Here is a 21,330-nt window from a genome sequence, read left to right as displayed (position 1 = left end):
GCTCATATCGGCGATCTCTGCGGCTTGATCAGCAGGTCCAGCTCGTCCTGGCTCATGTCCTGGCCCTGGCCGTCGCCCAGTTCGATCGACCGATCGTCGCGGCGGCGGCCGTCGGGGAATTCGATGGGCGGGCCGGCGTTGCGCCAGCGACGGTCCGGGCCGGCATAGGCGTCGCACTCGATGAACAGCCGGTCGCTCCTGGCCACCCAAAGGATGCGCTCCAGCATGACGGCGGGCGAGATCGGCTTGGTGATGATGAAGTTGGCGCCGCAGTCGCGGGCCTTCTCGACGTGGGCGCGGCGGGTGTGGGCGGTGACGATGATGGCCGGCGTCTGGCGGCTGGCCTCGTCGCCCTCGCGGCGCAGCCAGCGGATCAGGTCGTAGCCGTCCATTTCAGGCAATTGGGCGTTGGCCAGGATCAGGTCGACCGGATGATATCGCAGCTCTTCCTGGGCGTCCTTGCCGCTGGCCTTGCGCACGATGTTGCGCAGGCCAAAGCTGGTCAGCACGCCGACCAGCAGGTCGAGCGACTGGTGGTTGTCGTCGACGATCAGCGCCCGAGCCTTGTCGAGATTGATGTGCTGACTGGGCTGCAACCCTGAACGCTCCGGCCGTCCGGCGGGACGCTGGGCGGCCGCCACTCTGTGCCTGGGGGACGGTTAAGAAACCGCTGTCTCGCCTAGAGCCTCCCGACCTGATTGCATCAGGCCGGGAGGCTCTAGGTTTATGTTCTTGCGCATTTTCTTCACGCGAACCGGTATCCACTTCGCTCGAAAATGCTCTCGCTAGCTGAAGGCCGTCGTGCGCAGCATCTCGGCCTGCTGGGCGCCGAGCCGCTGGACGATCCGGATCAACACGAGGCAGAGCGGGATCCAGAGCGCGTCGCTCACGGCGTCGAGGCCCGCCGTGATCATCGCGTCGCTGACCTGGTGGGTGCGTAGCTGCAGGCGGAAGCTGGCGTTGTCGAGGAACGAGGCGACGAGCCACAGGCCCCACCACCAGCGCAGCAGGGACGGCGTGTCCTGGGCCCGCCAGGACTCCGGCGAGAGGCTGACAGACCAGGCGTCGCTGATGGCCTGGAACGGCTTGTAGAGGTTGGCGAAGGGCACGAAGAACCAGCCGATCGACCATGGCGGCGACACCCTCAGGCCGCTGGCCAGGGTGTGGCTGTTCATGGTGACGCGATAGATCCACTTCAGCGTCAGGAAGCCGCTGACCAGCAGCGTGACCAGCAGCAGCAGGCTGCCCAGGCCGGTGGCCAGGTCCGCGGTCTCCATGCCCGGCAGGGTTTCCGTCATCGAGACCGGCGTGTCCGAAGGAAACCGCGACAGGGCCTGGAACTGGAAGAGGTCGGTGAACAGGCTGACGACCGATGAGGCGATCCGGAGGTAGAGCCAGACCACGACCATCCGGCCCAAGGCGCTCGGATCGCGCGCCACATAGGCTTTCTTGTTCTTCGCCATCGGTCGGTTCCCCAAACACCCCGATCCGCGTCTAAGGGTGTTCGCGCCGGCGGACAACCTTAGGGCGCTCGGAGCGGTTCATACCGCGTCCAGGCCGATGTCCAGGACCAGGGCCGAGTGGGTCAGGGCGCCGACGCTGATGACGTCCACCCCGGTCTCGGCGATGGCGCGCACGGTGGTCAGGTTGACGCCGCCGGAAGCCTCCAGCACCGCCCGGCCCTTGGCCAGGGCGACGGCGGTCTTCAGGTCGTCGAGGCTGAAATTGTCGAGCATGACCACGTCGGGACGGTGCCGCAGGGCGTCTTCCAGCTGGTTCAGGCCGTCGACCTCGACCTCGACCTTGACCAGGTGGCCGGCGAAGGCGCGGGCCCGGCGGACGGCTTCGCCGACCCCGCCGCAGGCGGCGACGTGGTTGTCCTTGATCAGGATGGCGTCGTCCAGGCCGAAGCGGTGGTTGATGCCGCCGCCGCAGCGCACGGCGTACTTCTCCAGGGCTCGCAGGCCGGGCGTGGTCTTGCGGGTGTCGACGATGGTCGCCCCCGTGCCCTGCACCAGGCGGACATAGGCCCGGGTCAGGGTGGCGATGCCCGACAGCTTGCCCAGCAGGTTCAGGCCCGTGCGCTCGGCGGCCAGCACGGCGCGGGCGTTGCCCTGCGCGCGGGCCAGGATCGCGCCCGGCGCGGCGTCGGCGCCGTCTGGCGTCACCACCGCGAAGCTCGCGGTCGGGTCGAGGGCGGCCAGGGCCAGGCGGGCGCAGGACAGGCCGGCGACACGGCCGTCCTGCCGCGCGGCCCAGACCACCGACAGGCGCGCGTCGGCGTCGATGCAGGCCTGGGCGGTGATGTCGCCGGCCCGGCCGAGATCCTCGGCCAGGGCCATGTCGACGATCGGGCGGACGAGGAGGTCGGGGAGGGGGGTCACGAGGTGGGCGGCAAGGGAGGCGAGAGGGGCAGCCATGCGGGCTCCTTCAGCGGGGCGCCGGCGCCGGAGAACAGCGCCTGGGTCAATGTGCGGGTGGCGCGGCGGACGTCGCGGCTGGCGGCTTGCGGATCGGCGGCGGCGGCGATGCGCAGCACCCCCTGGACGAAGGCGCCGAACATCAGGTGGGCCAGGGCCGGCACCACGTCCGGCTCCAGCCGGCCGTCCTCGGCCAGGTGGGTCAGGGCGTGGGCGATCAGGCCGATCCCGACCGGCTCCTGCATCGCCGTCCAGCCATCGACCCCCAGCACCGTCAGGCCGTCGACCAGCAGCAGGCGCCGGGCGTCCGGCGCCTCGTAGGCGTCGTACAGCCGGTCGGCCCCGATGACGATTTCGTCCAGGTGATGGGCCGACTGGCCCATGGTGGCGGTGTCGACCTTGTCGCGCACGTCGGCCAGCACCGACTCGCAGGCGGCGCGGAACAGGTCGGTCTTGTCCTTGAACTGATAATAGACCGCGCCCTTGGTCAGACCGGCGGCGGCGGCCACCTCGTCGACCGACACCTCGGCGAAACCCTTCTCGGCGAACAGCCGGCGGGCGTGGACGACCAGGCGCTGGCGATTGGTCAGCGGCGCGGCGCGGGGGCTTGACGTCATACTCATAGTATGACGATCATACCGTCGGTATGAAAGGTGTGGAAGCGCACCGCTCGAGAGGATCGAACATGAGCATTTCCACGCCCGCCCTGGTGGGGGGCGCGGCCCTGGCCGCCTTGGCGGTCGGCGCGACGGGGTTCGCGATCGGCGGCGGCTGGAGCCACGAGGGCGCGCTGGAGGCCACGCGCCTGACGGCCCGCTTCGCCTTTCCGTGGTTCGTCGCCGCCTGGTCGGCCTCGGCGCTCGCCGCGCTGTGGCCGGACGGATGGCGCGCGACGCTGCTGCGCCGGCGGCGGGCGGTGGGGCTGGGCTTCGCGGCCTGCCACTTCGTGCACCTGGGCTTCATCCTGACCCTGGCCCTGGTCTTCCACCACGTGCTGCCCAAGGTGACGATCTATGCCGGCGGCTTCACCTACCTGCTGATCGCGGCCATGGCGGCGACCTCGAACGACGCGGCCGTGCGGGCCCTGGGGCGCAAGGGTTGGAAAGCGCTGCACGTCACGGGCGGGCTGATGATCCTGCTGGTGTTCACCAACAGCTATGTCAGCCGCCTGGCGGCCAAGCCCTGGCTGGCGATCCCGGCGCTGAGCCTGGTCGGCCTGGCGGTGACGCTGAAGCTGGCCGCCTGGGCCCTGCGCGGGCGCCGGCTTCAAGCCGCCTGACGGCGAAGGGCGCCGGCCGCCTCCAGGGTGACGAAGGTCCGTTCGGCCAGGGCGGTGGCCGGGAAATCGGTGCGGAAATGGCCGCCGCGGCTTTCCTGGCGGGCCAGGGCGGCGCGGGCGATCAGGCGGGCGGCCACCAGGGTCGGGGCCAGACCGTTGGCGTCTTCCAGGGCGTCCAGCGCCGTGAGCAGGCGGTTCAGGCCGTCGGCGTCGCGGATCACTCCGGCGTCGCGGCTCATCGCCTGGCGCAGGGCCTGGAAGGCGGCGTCGGGCAGGTCCGGCGCGGGCGCGGCCGCCAGCGGCGGCTCAACGCCAAGGTTAAGTTCGCGGGCGACCCGGCCGGCCCGGGCCCCGAACACCGCCGCCTCCAGCAGGCTGTTGGAGGCCAGGCGGTTGGCGCCGTGCACGCCGGTGCTGGCGCATTCGCCGGCCGCCAGCAGGCCTTGCAGGCTGGTGCGCCCGTCAAGGTCGGTGGCGACGCCGCCCATGTGGTAGTGCACCGCCGGGGTCACCGGGATCGGCTGGACGCGAGGGTCGATCCCCGCGCTCATGCAGGCGGCGAACACGGCCGGGAACTCGTGCGGGAAATGCGCGCCGACCGCTGTCGTGGCGTCGAGGAACGCGCCGCGACCGGCCGCCCGCTCTGCGTGGATGGCGCGGGCCACCACGTCGCGCGGGGCCAGTTCCCGGGCCGGGTGGTAGTCGGCCATGAAGGCGCGGCCGTCCTTGTCGCCCAAGGGGGCGTTGCGAAGAATCGCCCCCTCGCCGCGCAGGGCCTCGGTGGCCAGGGGGGCGGGGTCGCGGCCGATGTCGATGGCCGTGGGGTGGAACTGCACGAACTCCGGATCGGCGATTACCGCCCCGGCCAGGGCGGCCAGGCCCAGGCCCTCGCCCCGGACCTCGGCCGGGGTCGTGGTGACGGCGTAGAGGCCGCCCACCCCGCCGGTGGCCAGGATCACGCTGGCGCAGCGGATTTCGACCAGCTTGCCGTCGATCTCTGCAATCAGCCCGACGACGCGACCCGTCGTGTCCTGAAGCAGTCGGCGGGCTCGGGCGTTCTCGCGGACCTCGATGGAGGGCGCGGCGCGGACGGCGGCGATGACGGCGGCCATGATCGCCGCGCCAGCCCCGTCGCCGCCGACCCGGGCGACACGGGCCTTGGCGTGGGCCGCTTCGAGGCTCAGCACGAACTCCCCATCGGCTTTACGGTCGAACGGCGCGCCCAGGGCGGCTAGGGCGCGGACGGCGGCGGGACCCTCGGTGGTCAGCAGCTCGACCGCTTTGGGATCACAGAGCCCGGCGCCGGCCGCCATGGTGTCGGCGGCGTGCAGGGCCGGGGCGTCCTCGTCCGACAACGCCGCCGCCATGCCGCCCTGGGCCCAGGCGCTGGAGCAGCCGGTGGCCAGCGGCGTCGGCGACAGCACCAGCGCCTGGCGCGGCGCGGCGGCCCCATCCGTCGCGGAGAGGGCGGCGGTCAGGCCCGCCAGGCCCGCCCCGAGGATCACGGGGCCGTCGAAGGTGATGCGGTCGGTCATGCTTCAACTCCGGAGCCCCTCCCCCTTGCGGGGAGGGGTTGGGGTGGGGGTGTCGGCGCCGGTCTCGAAAGGTTCGCGCCGACACCCCCCATCCGACCGCTTCGCGGCCACCTTCCCCCGCAAGGGGGGAAGGAAACGAATTTCTAGATCAGTTCCACATCCACGTGATGCCGGGCCTTGACCAGGTCGTACCGCGCCGGGACGGCCGGCGGCGGCAGGTCGATCATCCGCTGCACGGCCAGGCGGGCGCGGTCGGCGATGGCCGGATCGACGGTGACCTCGTAGCGGTCGTGGACCAGGGCGTCGTGGATGTTCCGCAGGCTGATCCGCTTCATGTGCGGGCACAGGTTGCAGGGGCCGATGAACTGGGTGCCGGGCGACTCCGCCTGGACGTTGGAGGCCATCGAGCATTCGGTGATCAGCACCACCTGCTTGGGCTTCCTTAGCGCCACATAGTCGTTCATCGCCGCGGTCGAGCCGGCGAAGTCGGCGGCTTCCAGGATCTCGGTCGGGCACTCGGGGTGGGCCAGGATCTCGGCGCCGGGATAGGCCGCGCGCATCTCGGCGATGTCGCCGGCCGTGAAGCGCTCGTGCACCTCGCAGCGGCCGGCCCAGGCGATGATCTTGACGTTCGTCTGGCGGGCGACGTTGCGGGCCAGGTATTCGTCGGGGATCAGGATGACCTTGTCGACGCCCCACTCGCGGGCCGCCCACTCCACCACCTGCACGGCGTTGGCGCTGGTGCAGCAGATGTCGGTCTCGGCCTTCACGTCGGCCGTGGTGTTGACATAGGTGACCACCGGCACGCCCGGATAGCGCTGCTTGATCAGTCGCACGTCGGCGCCGGTGATCGAGGAGGCCAGGCTGCAGCCGGCCAGCAGGTCGGGGATCAGCACCCGCTTGTCGGGAGCCAGCACCTTGCTGGTCTCGGCCATGAAGTGGACGCCGGCCTGGATGATCACGGCGGCGTCGCTCTTGGCGGCCTCGCGGGCCAGGCCCAGGCTGTCGCCGACATAGTCGCCGACCCCATGGAAGATCTCGGGCGTCATGTAGTTGTGGGCCAGGATGACGGCGTTCTTCTCGCGCTTCAGCCGGTTGATCTCGGCGATCAGCGGCGCGTGCAGGCGCCATTCCAGGGGCGTGACATGGTGTTTGACCTTGTCCCACATCGCGGCGGTCTGGGCCTCGACGTCGGGGGTGAAGGCCAAAGACGCCGGGAGGGGGCGCGCGAAACCGTCAGCCATGTGATCCTCTCTTATGCTCAAACTGAGCATTTCCAGGGCCTCAAAAAACGCCGGGAGCGAGGGTGGCCTCGAAAGGAACTCCGCTCCGGCGTCGCCCCTTTTGCTGAAATTGAGCAAAAGGGATGAAAGACATATAGACCCTCGCGAGCGGATTGCAAAGCGCCGAGCGAAAATTCACGGCGCGGCCGTAGTCGCCAGGCAATAGGCTCTGTGGAGAGCAAGCCCTCGCCGCGCGCTCGGCGTCAGGCGTCCAGGAAGGCCAGCGCCTTGCGCGCGAAGGCCTCTTGATACTGGAAGATGCCCCCGTGTCCGGCGTCCTCGTAGAGGACGAGTTCGGCGTTGGGCAGACGGCGCGCCAGGTCGATCGAGTTGCGGCTGGGGACCATGATGTCGTGATCGCCATTGGCGACCAGGACGGGCTTGTCGATCGTCCCCAGATCCTGCGGCGCCTGCTTGCCCCAGGCTTCGATGGCTTTCAGTTGCCGGAGAAACGCGGTCGTCGTGACCTTCTTGTCGCGGTTCGTCTCGCGCTCGGTCAACCGGGCCAGGAAGGCCTTGGCGGCGCGCCGACCGTTCGCGGTCGAGGTGAAGAACAGATAGACCTTCGGGTCCTGGAAGGTCAGCATGGCCTTGATGATCAGCGGCCAGGACACCCGTCCGACGTTCTTGATGCCCGCGCCGCCGGCCGGGCCGGTTCCGGTCAGGATGACCTTGCGGATCAGTTCGGGCGCTTCCAGCACGATGTCCTGCGCCACGAAACCGCCGAGGGAAAAGCCGAGCAGATCGACCTGCCGCAGGCCCAGCGCGCGGATCAGGGCGATCACGTCCCGGGCCATCTCCGCCACCGTCAGCGGCGCCTGGCCGCCCGAAGCGCCGACGCCGCGATAGTTCACGGCGATCACGGGTCTGGTCGCCGCCAGGCCGTCGACGATGCGCGGGTCGAAGTTGTCCAGGACCGCGCCCCAATGGTTGAGCATGACCAGGGGCACGCCAGTCGCGGCCCCGAGACGGCGGTAGGCCAGCGTCGTTCCCGCGACGTCGACGATTTGGGTCGGCGCGTCTTTCCACGTTGTTGTCTGGCCGGCTGGCGGCGAAGGGGATGCGTTCACGATCGTTTCCTCGGATTGGTCGCGACGTCGTCAGGCTCACTTCAGCCTGACGACGACCTTGCCCTTCGCTCGGCCGGTTTCGATGTAGGCCAGGGCCTCGTTGGTGGCTTCGAACGGGAAGATCCGATCCACCACGGGACGAATGATCCCGGCCTCGATCAGCGCGGTGATCTGGCTCAGTTGCTCGCCGCTCGCCCGCATGAACAGGAACGAATAGCTGACCTGGCGGGCCTTGGCCTTCTTCCGGATCCCGGCGCTCACCCGGCCCAGCACCTGCCGCAGGACCCAGTTCAAGCCCTGCTCCCTGGCGAAATCGGGATCCGGCGGGCCCGAGATCGAGATCAGCTTGCCGCCGGGCTTCAACACGTCGAGGGATTTCAGGAGCGTGTCGCCGTCCAGACTGTTGAGGACGACGTCGTAGCCGGACAGGACTTTCGCGAAATCCTGCGTCTTGTAGTCGATGACGACATCGGCCCCGAGGCCCCTGACCAGGTCGATGTTGGCCGTGCTCGTCGTCGTGGCGACCGTCGCGCCCAGATGCTTGGCCAACTGGATGGCGAAGGCGCCGACCCCGCCGGAGCCGGCATGGATCAGCACCTTCTGCCCCTTCTGGAGCTTGGCGCGCTCGACCAGCACCTGCCAGGCCGTCAGCCCGACCAGGGGGATGGACGCGGCTTCCTCCATGCTGAGGGCCTTGGGCTTCAGCGCCACGTCGGCTTCGCTGATGGCGATGAATTCGGCGAATGTCCCGACCCGACCATCGCGCGGCCGGGCATAGATTTCATCGCCCGGCTTGAACCGTCGGACGTCCGAACCGACGCGAACGACCGTGCCGGCCACGTCATGCCCCAGGATGAACGGCGGGCGATAGGGCAGGATCGGCTTGAACTCGCCGTCGCGGATCTTCGAATCCAGGAGATTGACGCCGGCCGAGTGGACTTCGACGAGGACCTCGTCATCCCCCAGCTTCGGCTGCGGCATGTCGCCGAGGCGCAACGCCCCCTTCTTCTCATACCGATCGAGGATGAAGGCCTTCACGACGGTGTTCTCCTGCCAGTCGCTCATATTCATGACGGTCATCATGATTGTTGCCAAATATGATGATCGTCATGTATGTGTCAACCGGGCAAACGGAGAATTCTTGGATGAGGGTCAGCCGAGACCAGATGCAGGCCAACCGCCTCAGAATCCTCGACTCCGCCAGCCGGCTGTTTCGGGAGAAGGGTTTCGAGGCGGTCAGCGTGGCCGAGGTGATGAAGGCCGCGGGCCTCACCCACGGGGGATTCTATGGCCATTTCGACTCCAAGGATGACCTGATCGCCCAGGCCATCGCCCACATCTTCACCGCCCAGGACGACGGTCAGGGCGACCTTGGCGCCTACCTGAACGCCTACCTGTCGTCCCAGCATCGCGACAGTGTCGGAGACGGTTGCCCGACGGCCGCGCTGGTCGCGGACATCCGCCGCCAGACCTCCGCCGCGCGGCTGGCCATGACCGAAGGCTTCAGGTCCCAGATCGACCGCATGGCCAAGGCGATCGCCGAACCGGGCGCGGCCGCTTCCCGCCGTCAAGCCGTCGGCGCCTGGGCGGCCATGGTGGGCGCGGTCGTCCTGGCCAGGGCGATCGACGATCCGGCGCTATCCGACGAGATTCTCGACGAGACCCGCTCCTGGATCGAGGGAAGCCTGGGCGAGACGTCGAAGGCTTAGAGCGTTTTCGAGCGAAGTGGGTACCGGTTCGCGTGAAGGAAACGCGCCAAAACAAGCGTCGCTCAGCAGCCCAACCGCGTGGCCAGTTCGGTCAAGCTGCCGGCCGTCCAATCCCACGCCTGCGCGGCGTCGGCGTCGGGGGCCGGGCGTCCGCCATATTCGTCGGGCCGATCGACATAGGCCGTCGAAAGGCCGCAGGCGCGCGCGGCGGCCAGGTCGCTGTGGTGCGCGGCGACCAGGCACAGATCCTCCGGCGCGATCGCCAGCACTTCCGCCGTGCCCAGATAGGCGCGCGGATCGGGTTTGTAGGCGCGCGTGACCTCGGCGCCGAGCAGCGCGTCCCACGGCAGACCAGCTTGACGCGCCATCGCCAGCATCAGCGAGATATTGCCGTTGGTGAGCGTGACGATCGGAAAGCCGGCCTTCAGCCGGGTCAGTCCCGCCACCGAATCCGGCCATGGCGCGAGCCGGCTCCACGCCTGGTTCCAGTCATCGAGCAGCGCGTCGTCGAGCGTCGAGGGATCGATGTTCTCGGCGCGCAGCGCCTCGTCGAGCATCTCGCGGTGCAACACGTCGAGCGTCACGAAGCCACGGCCAGACGCGGTGAAGGCGGCCATCACGCCGATATAGCGAAAGCGCCAGGTGTCCGCGAAGGCGGCCGGATCGATGTCCCGGCGGCCGATCCGGTCGAGGAAGGTCGCCGAGTCCCGGGCGATGCTCGACCGCCAATCGACGACCGTGCCGAACACGTCGAAAGCCAGGACCTTGGGCTTGCGGGGGGGCTTGCGGGGGGCGGTCATGCGTTCAGCCCGCCGCTCGCGACCCCGCTCGCCGGTCCCAGGCGTCGGCCATGGCCTGGGCCAGGGCGTCGAGGGCGTAGGGCTTGCGCAGCAGGGGCCAGGGCGTCTCGTGGGCCCGGACCAGTTCCTGGCCGGTATAGCCGGAGCTGAGCAGGATCGGCAGTTCCGGCCGCTCCTGGGCCAGGATCACGGCCAGGTCGACGCCGCTCTTGCCGCCGGGCATCATCACGTCGGTGATCACCAGGCCCAGGGTCGGGTCGGCGCGGGTGATGTCCAGGGCCTGGTCGGCGGTCGCCGCGCGGCTGACCATGTGGCCCAGCTCGCAAACCATCGCCTCGATAAGGTCGCCGACCTCGACGTCGTCCTCGACCAGCAGCACGTGCGAGGTGGCCCGGGTGGCGGGCGGCTGGGCGGTGAACACCTCGATCGGCGTGAAGGCCTCGCGCACCGGCAGCAGCATGGCCACGGTCGTGCCTTCGCCGACGACGGAGTCGATGGTCACCTCGCCGCCGCTCTGGCGCACGAAGCCGTAGACCTGCGACAGGCCCAGGCCCGTGCCCTTGCCGACCGGCTTGGTGGTGTAGAAGGGCTCGAAGGCCCGCTCCAGGGTCTCGGCGTCCATGCCCGCTCCGGTGTCGCTGACGGCGACGCGCAGATAGCGGCCGGGCGGCAGGTCGCCCTTCGGCGTGATGAGGTCGACGCCTTCGGAGGTCACGGTCAGCGCGCCGCCGGCCGGGGTGGCGTCGCGGGCGTTGACCACCAGGTTCAGCAGGGCGGCCTCGAACTGGCCGGAATCGGTGAGGGTGGTGCGGTCGCCGGCCTTGAGCTCCAGGCGCAGCTCCAGGCCCTCGCCGACGGCGCGGCGCAGCAGGCTTTCGCTTTCGGCGATCATGGTGTCGATCCGGCAGATTTCCGGATGCAGCGGCTGGCGGCGGGCGAAGGCCAGCAGGTGCTGGGTCAGCTTCTCGCCCCGGCGGGCCGCCGACTGGGCCGCGTTCAGCATCCGCTCGCGCCGCGCGTCGTCGGCGGGGTTGCGCTGCAACACGTCCAGCGCGCCGATGATCACCGTCAGCAGGTTGTTGAAGTCGTGGGCGACCCCGCCGGTCAGCTGGCCGATAGCCTCCAGCTTCTGCGACTGGGTCAAGGCGGCCTGGGCGGCGTCGCGCTCCGACAGCGCCTCCTGCACGCGGTCGGCCAGCAGTTCGTTGAGGCCGGTCAGCTTGGCCTCGGCCTCCTTGGCGTCGGTGACGTCGAAGGCGATGCCGATGAAGCCGTTGAACACCTGCCCCGGGGCGTAGCGCGGCTGCGAGAAGGATTTCAGCCAGCGGATCTCGCCATCGGCCCGGAGGTAGCGCCCTTCCAGGCTGAACGGCCGCCGCGAGGCCTCGCCGGAGATCTGGGCCTTGAGGATCGCCGGCAGGTCGTCGGCGTGCAGCCGCGAGCGCCAGTCCAGCACCAGGGCCTCGTCATAGGTCACGCCGGCGAACTCGACATAGGCGGCGTTGACGAAGACGCGCTGGCCGTCGCCGCCGGTGATCCACATCAAGGCCGGGGCGCTGTCGGCCAGGGACCGGAAGCGCGCCTCGCTCTCGCGCAGGCTCTCTTCGGCCTGGCGGCGCTTGGTGACGTCGAAATTGACGCCGAGCAGGCGCGTGGCGCGGCCGCGCTCGTCGCGCAGCACCTCGCCCCGGCCGTGGATCCACCGTTCGCCGCCGGGGTGCTTGGCCAGCCGGTACTCGACCTCATAGCGCGGACCCACCCGGACCGCCTCGCGGATGCGGGACGTCAGCATGGCGCGGTCGTCGGGATGGACCGACTCCAGCAAGGCGTTCAGGTCGATCGGCCCTTCGGGGGGAACCCCCAGGTTCTTGCGCGCGGCGGGCGACAGCTGCAGCTCGTTCTTGTCGACGTCCCACTCCCAGGGACCGACCCCGGCCGCGCTCTGGGTCACCTGCAGGCGGACCTCGGCCTCGGTCTGCAGACGGCGGGCCTCGGCCAGGTTGACCAGGGCCAGGCGCAGCCACTGGACCACCCCCAGGGTGATGGCCGAGGACAGCAGGAACAGCACCAGGGTGGCGACCTCGCCATCGTCCAGCGCCTCGCCGCGGCTGCCGCCCCATACCCACCAGGCGAACGCCGTTCCGGCCAGGATCGGGCCGCAGCCCCAGCGCCAGCCGGCATAGAGCGTGACCAGGATCATCGCGGGGAAGAAGGCCTGGGTGACGCCGATGCCCCCGTTCAGACCCAGCAGGACGATTCGCAGGCCCGTCGCCACGGCGATCGCGGCCAGGGTCACCAGGGCGGCCTTCCAGGCCGGCGGCGGAACCGTCGGCGCCAGCCACGCGCTCAGCACGTCGGACGAAAGGCGCCCGCGACCTGTTGCGAGTGGTTGTTGTGTCTTCATCATGGTCCACGCGCACATACGTCTTGCCATGAGCATGGACACGCTTACCTAGGACACGCAACACGGGAGATGACGATGGCCGCGAACCTGAACACCGGCTTCACCGCCAAACAGCGAGCCGACATCGTCGCCGGCCTGAACAAGGTTCTGGCCGACAGCTACGCACTGTATCTGAAGACCCACGGCTATCACTGGAACGTGCGCGGCCCCAACTTCCAGGCGCTGCATGTGCTGCTCGAAGGCCAGTATACCGAGGAATGGACGGCGCTGGACGCCATCGCCGAGCGCATCCGCGCCCTGGGCGAACTGGCGCCTCAGGGTTACGCAGCCTTCGGCAACCTTTCGAGCATCAAGGACGGCGACGCCGAGCAGGACTGGGAAGGCATGTTCAAGGAACTGCTGACCGACAACGAGACCGTGATCGCCACCCTGCGCGCCGCCTTCGGTGCGGCCGACGAGGCGGGCGACGAGGCCACCGCCGATCTCTACACCCAGCGCCTGGCGGCTCACGAGAAGCACGCCTGGATGATCCGCTCGACGCTCGGCGGAAAATAGTCTGCCGACTCCAGGTCAAACCCGGGCCGTCAGGGCCGCCGCGGCGCTGGTCGCCGTCGGCGGCCTCGCCGCGTGTGCGGCCTACCATGTTCCGCGCGGTGCGGGGCGGGTCAGCGGCATGGCGACGATCGCCGGAACGTTGTCGGACGCCGGCCTGGCCCGCTACGTGGCCGACATGGACCCGGCGATGCTGGCCCTGGCCCGCCGGCACGATCCCCGTCCGCACAAGGACTATTGGGGCCGCGTCCGGGGCTGGGAGCGGCTGGACATCCACCTGATCCCCCGCCTGGCCGACCGCGACCCCGATTTCGAGGACGCCCGGCGGATCAACGACTACAAGCTGTCGGCGCCGCTGGCGATCGAGGCCGCCCGGCCGTTCACGATCAGCGGCCCGGCCGTTGAGCGCGACAAGGCCCTGCGCTGCCTGACCCAGGCGGTCTATTTCGAGGCCGGCTACGAGCCGGTGGCCGGCCAGCAGGCCGTGGCCCAGACCGTGCTCAACCGCATGCGCCATCCCGGCTATCCCAAGTCGATCTGCGGCGTGGTCTACGAGGGCGCGGCGCGCGGCACGGGCTGCCAGTTCAGCTTCACCTGCGACGGCTCGCTGGCGCGGACCATCAGCCCGACCGCGTGGGACAACGCCGGGATCATCGCCAGGCGGGCCCTGGCCGGCTTCGTGATGAAGGACGTGGGCACCGCCACCCACTACCACGCCAACTACGTCTATCCGTACTGGGCCCCGACCCTGGTCAAGCTGAGGACGGTGGGCGCTCACATCTTCTATCGCTGGACCGGCCCGTCGGGCGCGGTGGCGGCGTTCCGCGGCCGCTATTCGGCCCACGAGGATGTCTCGGCCGAGATCATGATGGGGGCCGATCCGCGCACCCTGGAGGCGGCCCCGGCCGACGTCCTGGCCCAGGCCAAGGCCGAGACCCTGGCCGCCGCCCAGGCCATGGGCATGGCTCCGGCCCCGACCGGCGAGGCGGCCAGGATCGTCGGCGCCGACGGGGTGGTCGAGGTCCTGGCCCCGCTGGCCGGCGACCCGACCGCGATGCGCGGCGGCCGCCGCCTGCCGACCCCCGAGGAGATCGCCAAGATCAACAAGGCGCTGGAGGCCCTGCCCGAGGTCGCCGCCCCGCCGGCCCAGCCAGCCGCCGCGCCGGCCGCTCCCGAGCCGCCGCCGCCGCCGCCCAAGCCGAAGGCCCGGCCGCCGAGTTTGCTGAGCCCGTTGGGGTAGGGGGGCGGGCCCAAAACACCGCTCATCCCGGCGAATGCCGGGACCCAGATCCCATGGCGTTGAGGATGATTGGAGCGGCTCGGCGCTTTTGGCGTCAGCTCCAGAGCCATTCCATCTGGGTCCCGGCATTCGCCGGGATGAGCGGAAGTGGGGGCTAGTTGGTGTATCGGATCACCAAACCCCGATCTTCTCCGCCTCGTGGTGGCTGATCGGGTGGTGGGCCTTGGCGTGGTCTTCCTCGGCCAGGAAGCGCACGGCCTCCAGGGCGGCCATGCAGCCCATGCCGGCGGCGGTGACGGCCTGGCGGTAGACGTCGTCGGTGACGTCGCCGGCCGCATAGACGCCGGCCACGGCGGTGGCCGTCGTGCCCGGCTTGACCTTCAGGTAGCCGCCGTGACCGACCTCGAGCTGGCCGGCGAACAGTTCCGACGACGGGGCGTGGCCGATGGCGATGAACACGCCGTCGCAGGCCAGGTTCTGGGTCGCGCCGGTCTTGACGTTCTTCAGCCGCACGCCGGTCACACCCATGGGGTTGGACTCGCCGATCACCTCGTCGATGGCGCTGTCCCAGATCACCTCGATCTTCGGATTGGCCAGCAGGCGTTCCTGCAGGATCATCTCGGCCCGCAGCTCGTCCTTGCGGTGCACCAGGGTGACCTTGCTGGCGAAGCTGGTCAGGAACAGGGCCTCCTCGACGGCGGTGTTGCCGCCGCCGACCACGACCACTTCCTTGTTGCGGTAGAAGAAGCCGTCGCAGGTGGCGCAGGCCGAAACGCCGAAGCCCTGGTACTTGCTCTCGCTCTCCAGCCCCAGCCACTTGGCCTGGGCGCCGGTGGCGATGATCAGGGTCTCGGCGAACCATTCCTGGCCGCTGTCGGTGGTGAGATGGAACGGGCGCTTGGACAGGTCGGCCGTCAGCACGATGTCGCTGACGAACTCGGTGCCGACATGCTCGGCCTGGGCCTTCATCTGGTCCATCAGCCAGGGGCCCTGGATGACGTCGGCGAAGCCGGGATAGTTCTCGACGTCGGTCGTGATGGTCAGCTGGCCGCCGGGCTGGATGCCGGCGATCAGCACGGGCTTGAGCAGCGCGCGGGCGGCATAGATGGCGGCGGTGTAGCCGGCGGGGCCCGATCCAATGATCAGGCAGCGGGTGTGGCGGGGTTCGGGGCTCGACATGATCGCAGATATAGGGCCGATTCCGCTTTGGCGCGATGGCGCCGGGGAACTTTTGGGGGTGTCGTGCGTCCTGGAACACCATTGGGAATTCTGTTGGGCGGGCTGGTCGGCGGGCTGGCCGACTGGCTCCTTGGCCTGTCCGGTTTCGCGGTCGCCGCCGGTCTGACCGCCGGCGGCCTCCTGGGCCATCTGGTGTCGCCGCCCGGTTCGCGGTCAGCCCGCGCGGGGGCGGATGGCGGCGGCGGTGGGGACACCGGCGGCGGTTTCTTCGATTTTGGAAGCAACAGCGGATCGGACAACTGCGAGTCCAGCAACTCGGACAGCGGAAGCTGCGATGGCGGCGGCGGAGACGGCGGCGGTGGGGGAGGCGATTGAGACCCCCGCTCGCCTACTCGACCCAGAGCGCCATCAGGTCGGAATTGACCGCGGTGCAGGTGCTGGTGTCCTTGGTGTAGCGGAAGGTCACCGCCTTGCCGCTCATCTTCGCCGACAGCAGCGCCGAGTAGTAAGTGACCTTGTTGGGGTTGGTGTTGGTGATCTCCGCCGCGCCGCCGCCGGCCAGGCTGACCCAGATATAGCCGCTGTTGTCGACATAGAGCCGGGTGATGGTGTCGGTGCATTCGCTGTGGGCGAAGGCGGGCGCGCTCGCGCCCAGGGCCATGGCGGCGACCGCGCCGGCGATCCAAGGTTTCATCAGTTCCTCCAGACGACGCCGAGCGTAAGGCCAAGCTCGCGCGGAAGATGAAACGGATTCTGCGATAACTGAAAGTGGCGTCCGCGCGATTGACGCCTCGTCCACGATTTCAGGGTTAATCTGCGAAATACCCTAGATCCGAGCCCCGCCCATGACCGCCGCCCCCTTCATCGAGATCGCCGGCCGCAGGATCGGCGCCGACTATCCGCCCTATCTGATCTGTGAATTGTCGGGCAACCACAACGGCAGCCTCGACCGCGCCCTGTCGATGGTCGACGCGGCGGCCGACACCGGCTGCGACGCCATCAAGCTGCAGACCTACACCGCCGACACCATCACGCTGGACGTCGACCGGCCGGAGTTCAAGATCCATGGCGGCCTGTGGGACGGGCGCAGCCTGCACGAGCTCTACCAGGAGGCCCAGACGCCCTATGAATGGCATGGGCCGCTGTTCGAACGGGCCAGGCGGCGCGGCGTGACGATCTTCTCCAGCCCGTTCGACGAGACCGCCGTCGACCTGCTGGCCGGGCTGGACGCGCCCGCCTACAAGATCGCCTCGTTCGAGGCCGTCGACCTGCCGCTGATCCGCCACGCCGCCCGCCAGGGCAAGCCGCTGATCATCTCGACCGGTATGGCCAACCTGGCCGAGATCGAGACCGCCCGCGACACCGCCCTGGAGGCCGGGGCGGCGGGGGTGCTGCTGCTGCACTGCGTCTCCAGCTATCCGGCCAGTTTCGAGGACGCCAACCTGCGCACGGTGATCGACATGGCCCAGCGCTTCGGTTGCCCGACCGGCCTGTCGGACCACACGCCGGGCACGGCCGCTTCGGTGGCGGCTGTGACCCTGGGGGCCTGCGCCATCGAGAAGCACTTCACCCTGGCCCGGGCCGACGGCGGCCCCGACGCCGCCTTCAGCCTGGAGCCGGCCGAGTTCCGCGCCCTGGTCGACGACACCCGGAACGCCTGGAAGGCGCTGGGCGGCGTCAATTACGATCTGCTGGGCTCCGAACGCGGCAACCGCCAGTTCCGCCGCTCGCTGTACGTCACCGCCGACGTCGCGGCCGGCGAGGCGCTGACCAAGGCCAATGTCCGCTCGGTGCGGCCCGGCAACGGCCTGCCGCCGGCCGACTACGAGGCGGTGCTGGGCCGCCCGGCCGCCCGGGCGCTGACGCGGGGGGAACCGCTGGCCTGGGACATGGTGGGGTAGGCGGCTCCTTTTGCTACACCGACCCTCCCCCTGTGGGGGAGGCGGCCGAAGGCCAGTGGGGGGAGCAGTGCGGCGGATGATCCGGGAGGCGGCGGGCAGCCTAAACTCCCCCCTCCGTCGGCTTCGCCGACACCTCCCCCGCGGGGGGAGGACCTAGGTCGATGGCAGCAGCCCCAGCCGCTTGCCCACGATCCGGTCCAGCGTCCGCTTGGGCAGCAGCTGGCTGAGCAGGAACTGCAACGGCTGCGGGGTCAGGGTGTAGCGCACCTTGGGCTTGGCCACCGTCAGGGCCGTATGCACCGCCTCGCCGATCCGTTCGGGCGGCAGGCCGGTCTTGCCGATCGACAGCATGAAGGCCCGCAGGCGTTCCATCGGGCCGGCATAGACGGTGTCGGCGTAACGGGCGGTGTCGATCTCGTCGGCCTTGTCCCAGATCGGGGTGGCCACCGCGCCGGGGGCGATCACCACCACGTCGACGCCGAACGGCAGCAGTTCGCGGCGCAGGGATTCCGACAGGCCTTCCAGCCCGAACTTGCTGGTGCAGTAGGGGGCCATGAACGGGTTGGCGTTGCGGCCGCCGACCGAGCCGATATTGACGATCCGGCCCGGGTCTTTCGGCCCGCTCCCGCGCGCCCCGACCAGCGGTCCGAAGGCCTGGGTGGCGATGACCACGCCGGTGAGATTGACCTCCAGCTGCTTGCGGAACTCGTCGATCGGCAGGTGCAGCAGCGGCCCGGCCACGGCGATGCCGGCGTTGTTGACCAGGCCCGCCAGGGTCTGGCCGCCCAGCACCGCCTCGACCTGCAGGGCCGCCTCGCGCACGGCGGCCTCGTCGGTGACATCGAAGGTCAGCGGGGTGACGGCCTCGCCGAACGCGGCGACCAGCGCTTCGGCGTCGGCGGCCTTGCGCACGCTGCCGAAGACGTGGAAGCCCCGCTCGGTCAGGACCTTGGTCACGCCCCAGCCGATGCCGGTGGACACGCCGGTGACGACGACGGATTTCCTGGTCTGGCTCATGCGTGCGCTCCCCTTGGTTACAGCCAAGATGGGATAGGTGAACGCTGTTATCCAGATCATCCCGCTAGAGCGCGTGTACTTTCCGTGGAAACGCCCCACTCCCACCGCCGTCTTCCCGGCCCTCAGGTCGCGCGGAGCGCGCGCCTCAGGATAAACTCCGCCCGGGACCCAGATTCATCCAGGGCGGCTCGTGGGTTTCACCTGGGCCCCGACCTTCGTCGGGGAAACGGATAAATAGGACCCGCGACTCGACGGGCGAAAAGCAACGCCTTGGCTAATGGGACGCGATCACCGCCAGGAACCGCGCCGCGACCCGCGCCGCGCCGCGCCCGTCGCACACCGCCGCCGAGGCGGCCGACAGCCGGTCGCGCAGCAAGGGGTCGGCGACCAGGCGCTGGAGGTCGGCCGCGAAGGCCGCCGCGAAGTCCGGCGCGGCGACGTCCAGGGCCAGCACGGCGTCGGCCCCGGCCAGGGCCTGGGCGGCCTCGTGCTGGTTGTCGGCCAGGACCAGCAGCAGGGTCGGCAGGGCCAGGACGCAGCGCTCCCAGCTGGTGGAACCGCCGGCCCCGACGGCCAGGTCGGCCTCCAGGGTCAGGCGTGGCATGTCCTGGGCGTCGACATGCAGGGCCAGGCGCGGCTGGGTCCGGGCCATTTCGCGCAGGCGCGGCAGGCTGGGCGCCCCGGCCCCCAGCACGACGTCCAGCGCCGCCTCGCTGGTAATCGGCAGCATCAGGTCCACGACCCGGCCGGTGATCCCGCCGACGTCGGTCAGGCCCAGCGAGACCAGGATGCGCCGCACCGGCCGGGCCTTCGCCCGGCGGGCCAGGGCTTCCTTGCGCAGGGCGGCGAAGGCCGGGCGGACCGGCGCGTTGTTGGGGCCCAGCAGCAGTTCGGTTTCGGGCGCGACCCGGCCGTCATAGTCGCTGGCCTTCCGGGCGGGGCCGGAGTCCAGCACCAGGCCGGCGGCGAGGGGGCGATTTGCGAGGTCGTCGATGACCAGGGTGGGCCTGGTTTCCCCTATCCGCTGATCCCGGGATTTTCCGGGACGAGCGGAGTTTTGGGGGTGACCCGCGATCTGTCGATGCTCGGGCGCCGACAGCCCGTAGTGGTCAATGACCACGGCGTCGAAGTCCTCGGCGAAATCCGTGGCGGCCTCGACCAGTTCGGGCATCGAAACCGCACCGGTCTCCAGTCGCGCGATCCCCGGCCCGAACGCCTCCAGCACCGCCTTCACCACCGGGGGCGCGACGAAGGCGCAGGCCGCGCCCTCGGCTTCCAGGGCCTGGGCCAGGGTCAGGCTGCGCATCACATGGCCGCCGCCCACCGCCGGTCCGGCGTCGACCACGAACAGGACGCGGGGGGAGAGGCTCACAGCCGCCTCGCCCCGCCGAAGGTCGCCAGGTCGTCGCGCCCGGCCAGCAGCGCGCGCACGTCGGCCGAGGTGAAGGCCCGGTTGACCGGATAGAGGGCGTCATAGACCGCCGCCACGAAGGCGTAGTCGGCCGGCGTCTCGACCGCCCAGCGCACGTCGCCCTGGTCGGGTTGGGCCAGCAGGGCCAGCGACGACCAGCGGACGGCAGGCGGCGGGGTCTCCGGTCCATCGCCGGCCCGCAGCCGTAGCGCCGCGCTCTCGGCGGCCAGGCGGCGCAGGCCCTCGGCGGTGATCACCTCCACCCCCTGGCCGGCGGGCCAGGCCGCGCCGGGCGAGCGGTTGGTGGTGTGGTCGGCCTGTTCGGACAGGTGCAGGTCGATGGTCGCGTCGATCAGGTCGGGGTCGATCAGCGGACTGTCGTCACCCACCCGCACCACGTGGTCGGCCGGATAGGCGGCCAGGGCTCCGGCCAGCCGGGCCAGTTCGTCCTGGGGCGGACCGCGATGGACGGCGATCGCCTCGCGCCGGACCACGGCCTCCAGCGTGTCGTCGGCCGGATCGGTCGTGGTCGAGACCACGATTTCGTCCACGCGCCGGGCCCGCGCCATCCGCTCGATCTGCCGCACGATCAGCGGCGCCCGAGCCAGCGGCATCGACGGCCGGCCCGGCAGGCGTTCGTCGCCCATGCGGGCCTGGAGGACGGCGAGGATCAAGAACGCGCTTCCCGCAACTCAAGGGGCGGCATGATCGCCCGGCCGGCGGGACGACGCAACGCGGCCTATTCGTCGGTCAGCAGCCGCGCCGCCGTGGCCTTGGGCTGGGCCAGGAGCGCCGAGACCCACTTGATCGCGCCGTCGCAGCGCTGTTCGGCCGTCAGCGTGTCGGTGGTCTTGTCGTTCAGGCTTTTCAGCCAGTAGAGGTCGCCGCCAAGATCGGTAAAGCTCTGGAGGGCGGCTTCGGCCTCCTTGTCGGTGGCCGGTTGGCGATCGACCGGCGAGGTGGAGCCGGCCCTGGCCGCCGCGACCTGAGCGACGCCGATCTTCTCGATCTCGACGCTCAGCGCCGGGCCGAGGGTGCTGGAGGTGTCGTCGCTGATCCCGCCGCTCTCGACGAACTCGTAGCAGGCGCGGGTGTTGTAGCGGCTGAGCACCTTCATCGCCGACAATTGGGCGTTGGCGAAGACCAGGTATTCGTCGTCCGGCGCTTTGTTCACCGCGCTCATCAGCTTGGCGCGCGCCGACACGGCGAACTCGTAGCCTCGCTTGCGAGCGCCGTTCTGGTCGATCTTGCCCGCCGCCAAGTCGCTCAGCAGCCCGTCCTCGAACGCCTTGAAGCCCGCCGGATCGGCCTCCATCAGGCCGCGCATCATGACGTTGGAGATCATCGCTTCGTGAAATTCCTTGCGGTCCGCGTCGGTCAGCGTGACGGGATCTGGCGCGGCCTGGGCGCCGAACGACGCGCACGACAACAGCATGGCGGCCAGGACCGCGAGGCGACGAGACATGAAAACCCCTGAAAGCAACTTATGGCCAAGCTAGTGGCGGAGGCGGGGCGAGGCTAGGGGGGGCC

22 protein-coding genes are annotated in these 21,330 nt (G+C 70.0%); 6 read left to right on the top strand and 16 right to left on the bottom strand.

Annotation, left to right across the window (positions count from 1 at the left end; translation table 11 throughout):
* Nucleotides 1-2: 2 nt before the first annotated feature.
* The 4 genes from ASD79_RS10230 to ASD79_RS10215 all read right to left on the bottom strand — a co-directional run bounded on the left by ASD79_RS10230 (nt 3) and on the right by ASD79_RS10215 (nt 3,043).
* On the bottom strand, nt 3-596 hold the full coding sequence (locus ASD79_RS10230) for a PleD family two-component system response regulator (protein ID WP_056721176.1): 594 nt from the start codon (nt 594-596) through the stop codon (nt 3-5).
* 189 nt (nt 597-785) lie between these two features.
* On the bottom strand, nt 786-1,463 hold the full coding sequence (locus tag ASD79_RS10225; protein ID WP_056721173.1) for a DUF4328 domain-containing protein: 678 nt from the start codon (nt 1,461-1,463) through the stop codon (nt 786-788).
* A 78-nt stretch (nt 1,464-1,541) separates the two neighbouring features.
* Nucleotides 1,542-2,420: a carboxylating nicotinate-nucleotide diphosphorylase gene (gene nadC / locus ASD79_RS10220; RefSeq protein WP_056721171.1), complete on the bottom strand. Its 879-nt coding sequence runs from the start codon at nt 2,418-2,420 to the stop codon at nt 1,542-1,544.
* Nucleotides 2,381-3,043, bottom strand: a complete 663-nt coding sequence (locus ASD79_RS10215; RefSeq protein ID WP_082584871.1) for a TetR/AcrR family transcriptional regulator — start codon at nt 3,041-3,043, stop codon at nt 2,381-2,383. Before ASD79_RS10215 ends, nadC begins: the two co-directional genes overlap by 40 nt.
* 62 nt (nt 3,044-3,105) lie before the next feature.
* On the opposite strand from ASD79_RS10215, the gene ASD79_RS10210 reads away from it, so the two are divergent.
* The gene (locus ASD79_RS10210; protein WP_056721166.1) at nt 3,106-3,699 is read left to right on the top strand and encodes a hypothetical protein; all 594 of its coding nucleotides are present in this window, start codon (nt 3,106-3,108) and stop codon (nt 3,697-3,699) included.
* On the opposite strand, the gene ASD79_RS10205 is transcribed toward ASD79_RS10210, so the two are convergent.
* From ASD79_RS10205 to ASD79_RS10190, 4 genes are all read right to left on the bottom strand, one after another.
* Nucleotides 3,687-5,234 carry an L-aspartate oxidase gene (locus tag ASD79_RS10205; protein ID WP_056721164.1) on the bottom strand — a complete coding sequence of 516 codons (1,548 nt, stop codon included), beginning with the start codon at nt 5,232-5,234 and terminating at the stop codon, nt 3,687-3,689. The two genes, ASD79_RS10210 and ASD79_RS10205, sit on opposite strands and share 13 nt — an antisense overlap.
* 143 nt (nt 5,235-5,377) lie before the next feature.
* A complete protein-coding gene (nadA, locus tag ASD79_RS10200; RefSeq protein WP_056721162.1) occupies nt 5,378-6,478 on the bottom strand; it encodes a quinolinate synthase NadA in 1,101 nt (366 codons plus the stop codon).
* Nucleotides 6,479-6,720: 242 nt separating this feature from the next.
* Entirely contained in the window at nt 6,721-7,587 is an 867-nt protein-coding gene (locus tag ASD79_RS10195) for an alpha/beta fold hydrolase (RefSeq protein ID WP_056721160.1), read from the bottom strand.
* A 36-nt stretch (nt 7,588-7,623) separates the two neighbouring features.
* A complete protein-coding gene (locus ASD79_RS10190; protein ID WP_235524391.1) occupies nt 7,624-8,670 on the bottom strand; it encodes an NADP-dependent oxidoreductase in 1,047 nt (348 codons plus the stop codon).
* A 62-nt stretch (nt 8,671-8,732) separates the two neighbouring features.
* On the opposite strand from ASD79_RS10190, the gene ASD79_RS10185 reads away from it, so the two are divergent.
* On the top strand, nt 8,733-9,296 hold the full coding sequence (locus ASD79_RS10185) for a TetR/AcrR family transcriptional regulator (protein WP_056721158.1): 564 nt from the start codon (nt 8,733-8,735) through the stop codon (nt 9,294-9,296).
* Between the two features lie 62 nt (nt 9,297-9,358).
* Here ASD79_RS10185 and ASD79_RS10180 read toward each other — a convergent pair whose 3' ends face one another.
* Nucleotides 9,359-10,096 (bottom strand): haloacid dehalogenase type II, encoded by a 738-nt coding sequence (locus tag ASD79_RS10180; RefSeq protein ID WP_056721156.1) that lies wholly within the window; start codon nt 10,094-10,096, stop codon nt 9,359-9,361.
* A gap of 4 nt (nt 10,097-10,100) precedes the next feature.
* Entirely contained in the window at nt 10,101-12,449 is a 2,349-nt protein-coding gene (locus ASD79_RS10175; RefSeq protein ID WP_235524389.1) for a PAS domain-containing sensor histidine kinase, read from the bottom strand.
* Between the two features lie 126 nt (nt 12,450-12,575).
* Here ASD79_RS10175 and ASD79_RS10170 point away from each other — a divergent pair, with 126 nt between their 5' ends.
* Entirely contained in the window at nt 12,576-13,055 is a 480-nt protein-coding gene (locus ASD79_RS10170; protein WP_056721153.1) for a Dps family protein, read from the top strand.
* A gap of 118 nt (nt 13,056-13,173) precedes the next feature.
* Nucleotides 13,174-14,292 carry a cell wall hydrolase gene (locus tag ASD79_RS10165; RefSeq protein WP_235524388.1) on the top strand — a complete coding sequence of 373 codons (1,119 nt, stop codon included), beginning with the start codon at nt 13,174-13,176 and terminating at the stop codon, nt 14,290-14,292.
* 171 nt (nt 14,293-14,463) lie between these two features.
* On the opposite strand, the gene trxB is transcribed toward ASD79_RS10165, so the two are convergent.
* Nucleotides 14,464-15,471 carry a thioredoxin-disulfide reductase gene (gene trxB / locus ASD79_RS10160; protein WP_056721149.1) on the bottom strand — a complete coding sequence of 336 codons (1,008 nt, stop codon included), beginning with the start codon at nt 15,469-15,471 and terminating at the stop codon, nt 14,464-14,466.
* A gap of 93 nt (nt 15,472-15,564) precedes the next feature.
* On the opposite strand from trxB, the gene ASD79_RS23810 reads away from it, so the two are divergent.
* A complete protein-coding gene (locus tag ASD79_RS23810; RefSeq protein ID WP_056721147.1) occupies nt 15,565-15,846 on the top strand; it encodes a hypothetical protein in 282 nt (93 codons plus the stop codon).
* Between the two features lie 13 nt (nt 15,847-15,859).
* Here the strand turns inward: ASD79_RS23810 and ASD79_RS10150 are convergent, their stop codons facing one another.
* The gene (locus ASD79_RS10150; protein ID WP_056721146.1) at nt 15,860-16,165 is read right to left on the bottom strand and encodes a hypothetical protein; all 306 of its coding nucleotides are present in this window, start codon (nt 16,163-16,165) and stop codon (nt 15,860-15,862) included.
* A gap of 151 nt (nt 16,166-16,316) precedes the next feature.
* On the opposite strand from ASD79_RS10150, the gene pseI reads away from it, so the two are divergent.
* Nucleotides 16,317-17,372 (top strand): pseudaminic acid synthase, encoded by a 1,056-nt coding sequence (pseI, locus tag ASD79_RS10145; RefSeq protein ID WP_056721143.1) that lies wholly within the window; start codon nt 16,317-16,319, stop codon nt 17,370-17,372.
* Nucleotides 17,373-17,525: 153 nt separating this feature from the next.
* On the opposite strand, the gene ASD79_RS10140 is transcribed toward pseI, so the two are convergent.
* From ASD79_RS10140 to ASD79_RS10125, 4 genes are all read right to left on the bottom strand, one after another.
* The gene (locus ASD79_RS10140; protein WP_056721141.1) at nt 17,526-18,389 is read right to left on the bottom strand and encodes an SDR family oxidoreductase; all 864 of its coding nucleotides are present in this window, start codon (nt 18,387-18,389) and stop codon (nt 17,526-17,528) included.
* 274 nt (nt 18,390-18,663) lie between these two features.
* Nucleotides 18,664-19,761, bottom strand: coding sequence for a UDP-2,4-diacetamido-2,4,6-trideoxy-beta-L-altropyranose hydrolase (gene pseG / locus ASD79_RS10135; protein ID WP_082584868.1), 1,098 nt, complete (start codon nt 19,759-19,761; stop codon nt 18,664-18,666).
* A complete protein-coding gene (locus ASD79_RS10130) occupies nt 19,758-20,474 on the bottom strand; it encodes an NTP transferase domain-containing protein (protein WP_056721139.1) in 717 nt (238 codons plus the stop codon). The genes pseG and ASD79_RS10130 overlap by 4 nt, the downstream gene beginning before the upstream one ends.
* Before the next feature lie 65 nt (nt 20,475-20,539).
* Nucleotides 20,540-21,265, bottom strand: coding sequence for a hypothetical protein (locus ASD79_RS10125; RefSeq protein WP_156400439.1), 726 nt, complete (start codon nt 21,263-21,265; stop codon nt 20,540-20,542).
* Nucleotides 21,266-21,330: the final 65 nt, after the last annotated feature.

Source organism: Caulobacter sp. Root655 (assembly GCF_001427665.1).
Taxonomy (GTDB): domain Bacteria; phylum Pseudomonadota; class Alphaproteobacteria; order Caulobacterales; family Caulobacteraceae; genus Caulobacter.
The sequence above is the reverse complement of the archived record's forward strand: the minus strand, read 5'-3'. Positions and strand labels throughout refer to the sequence as shown.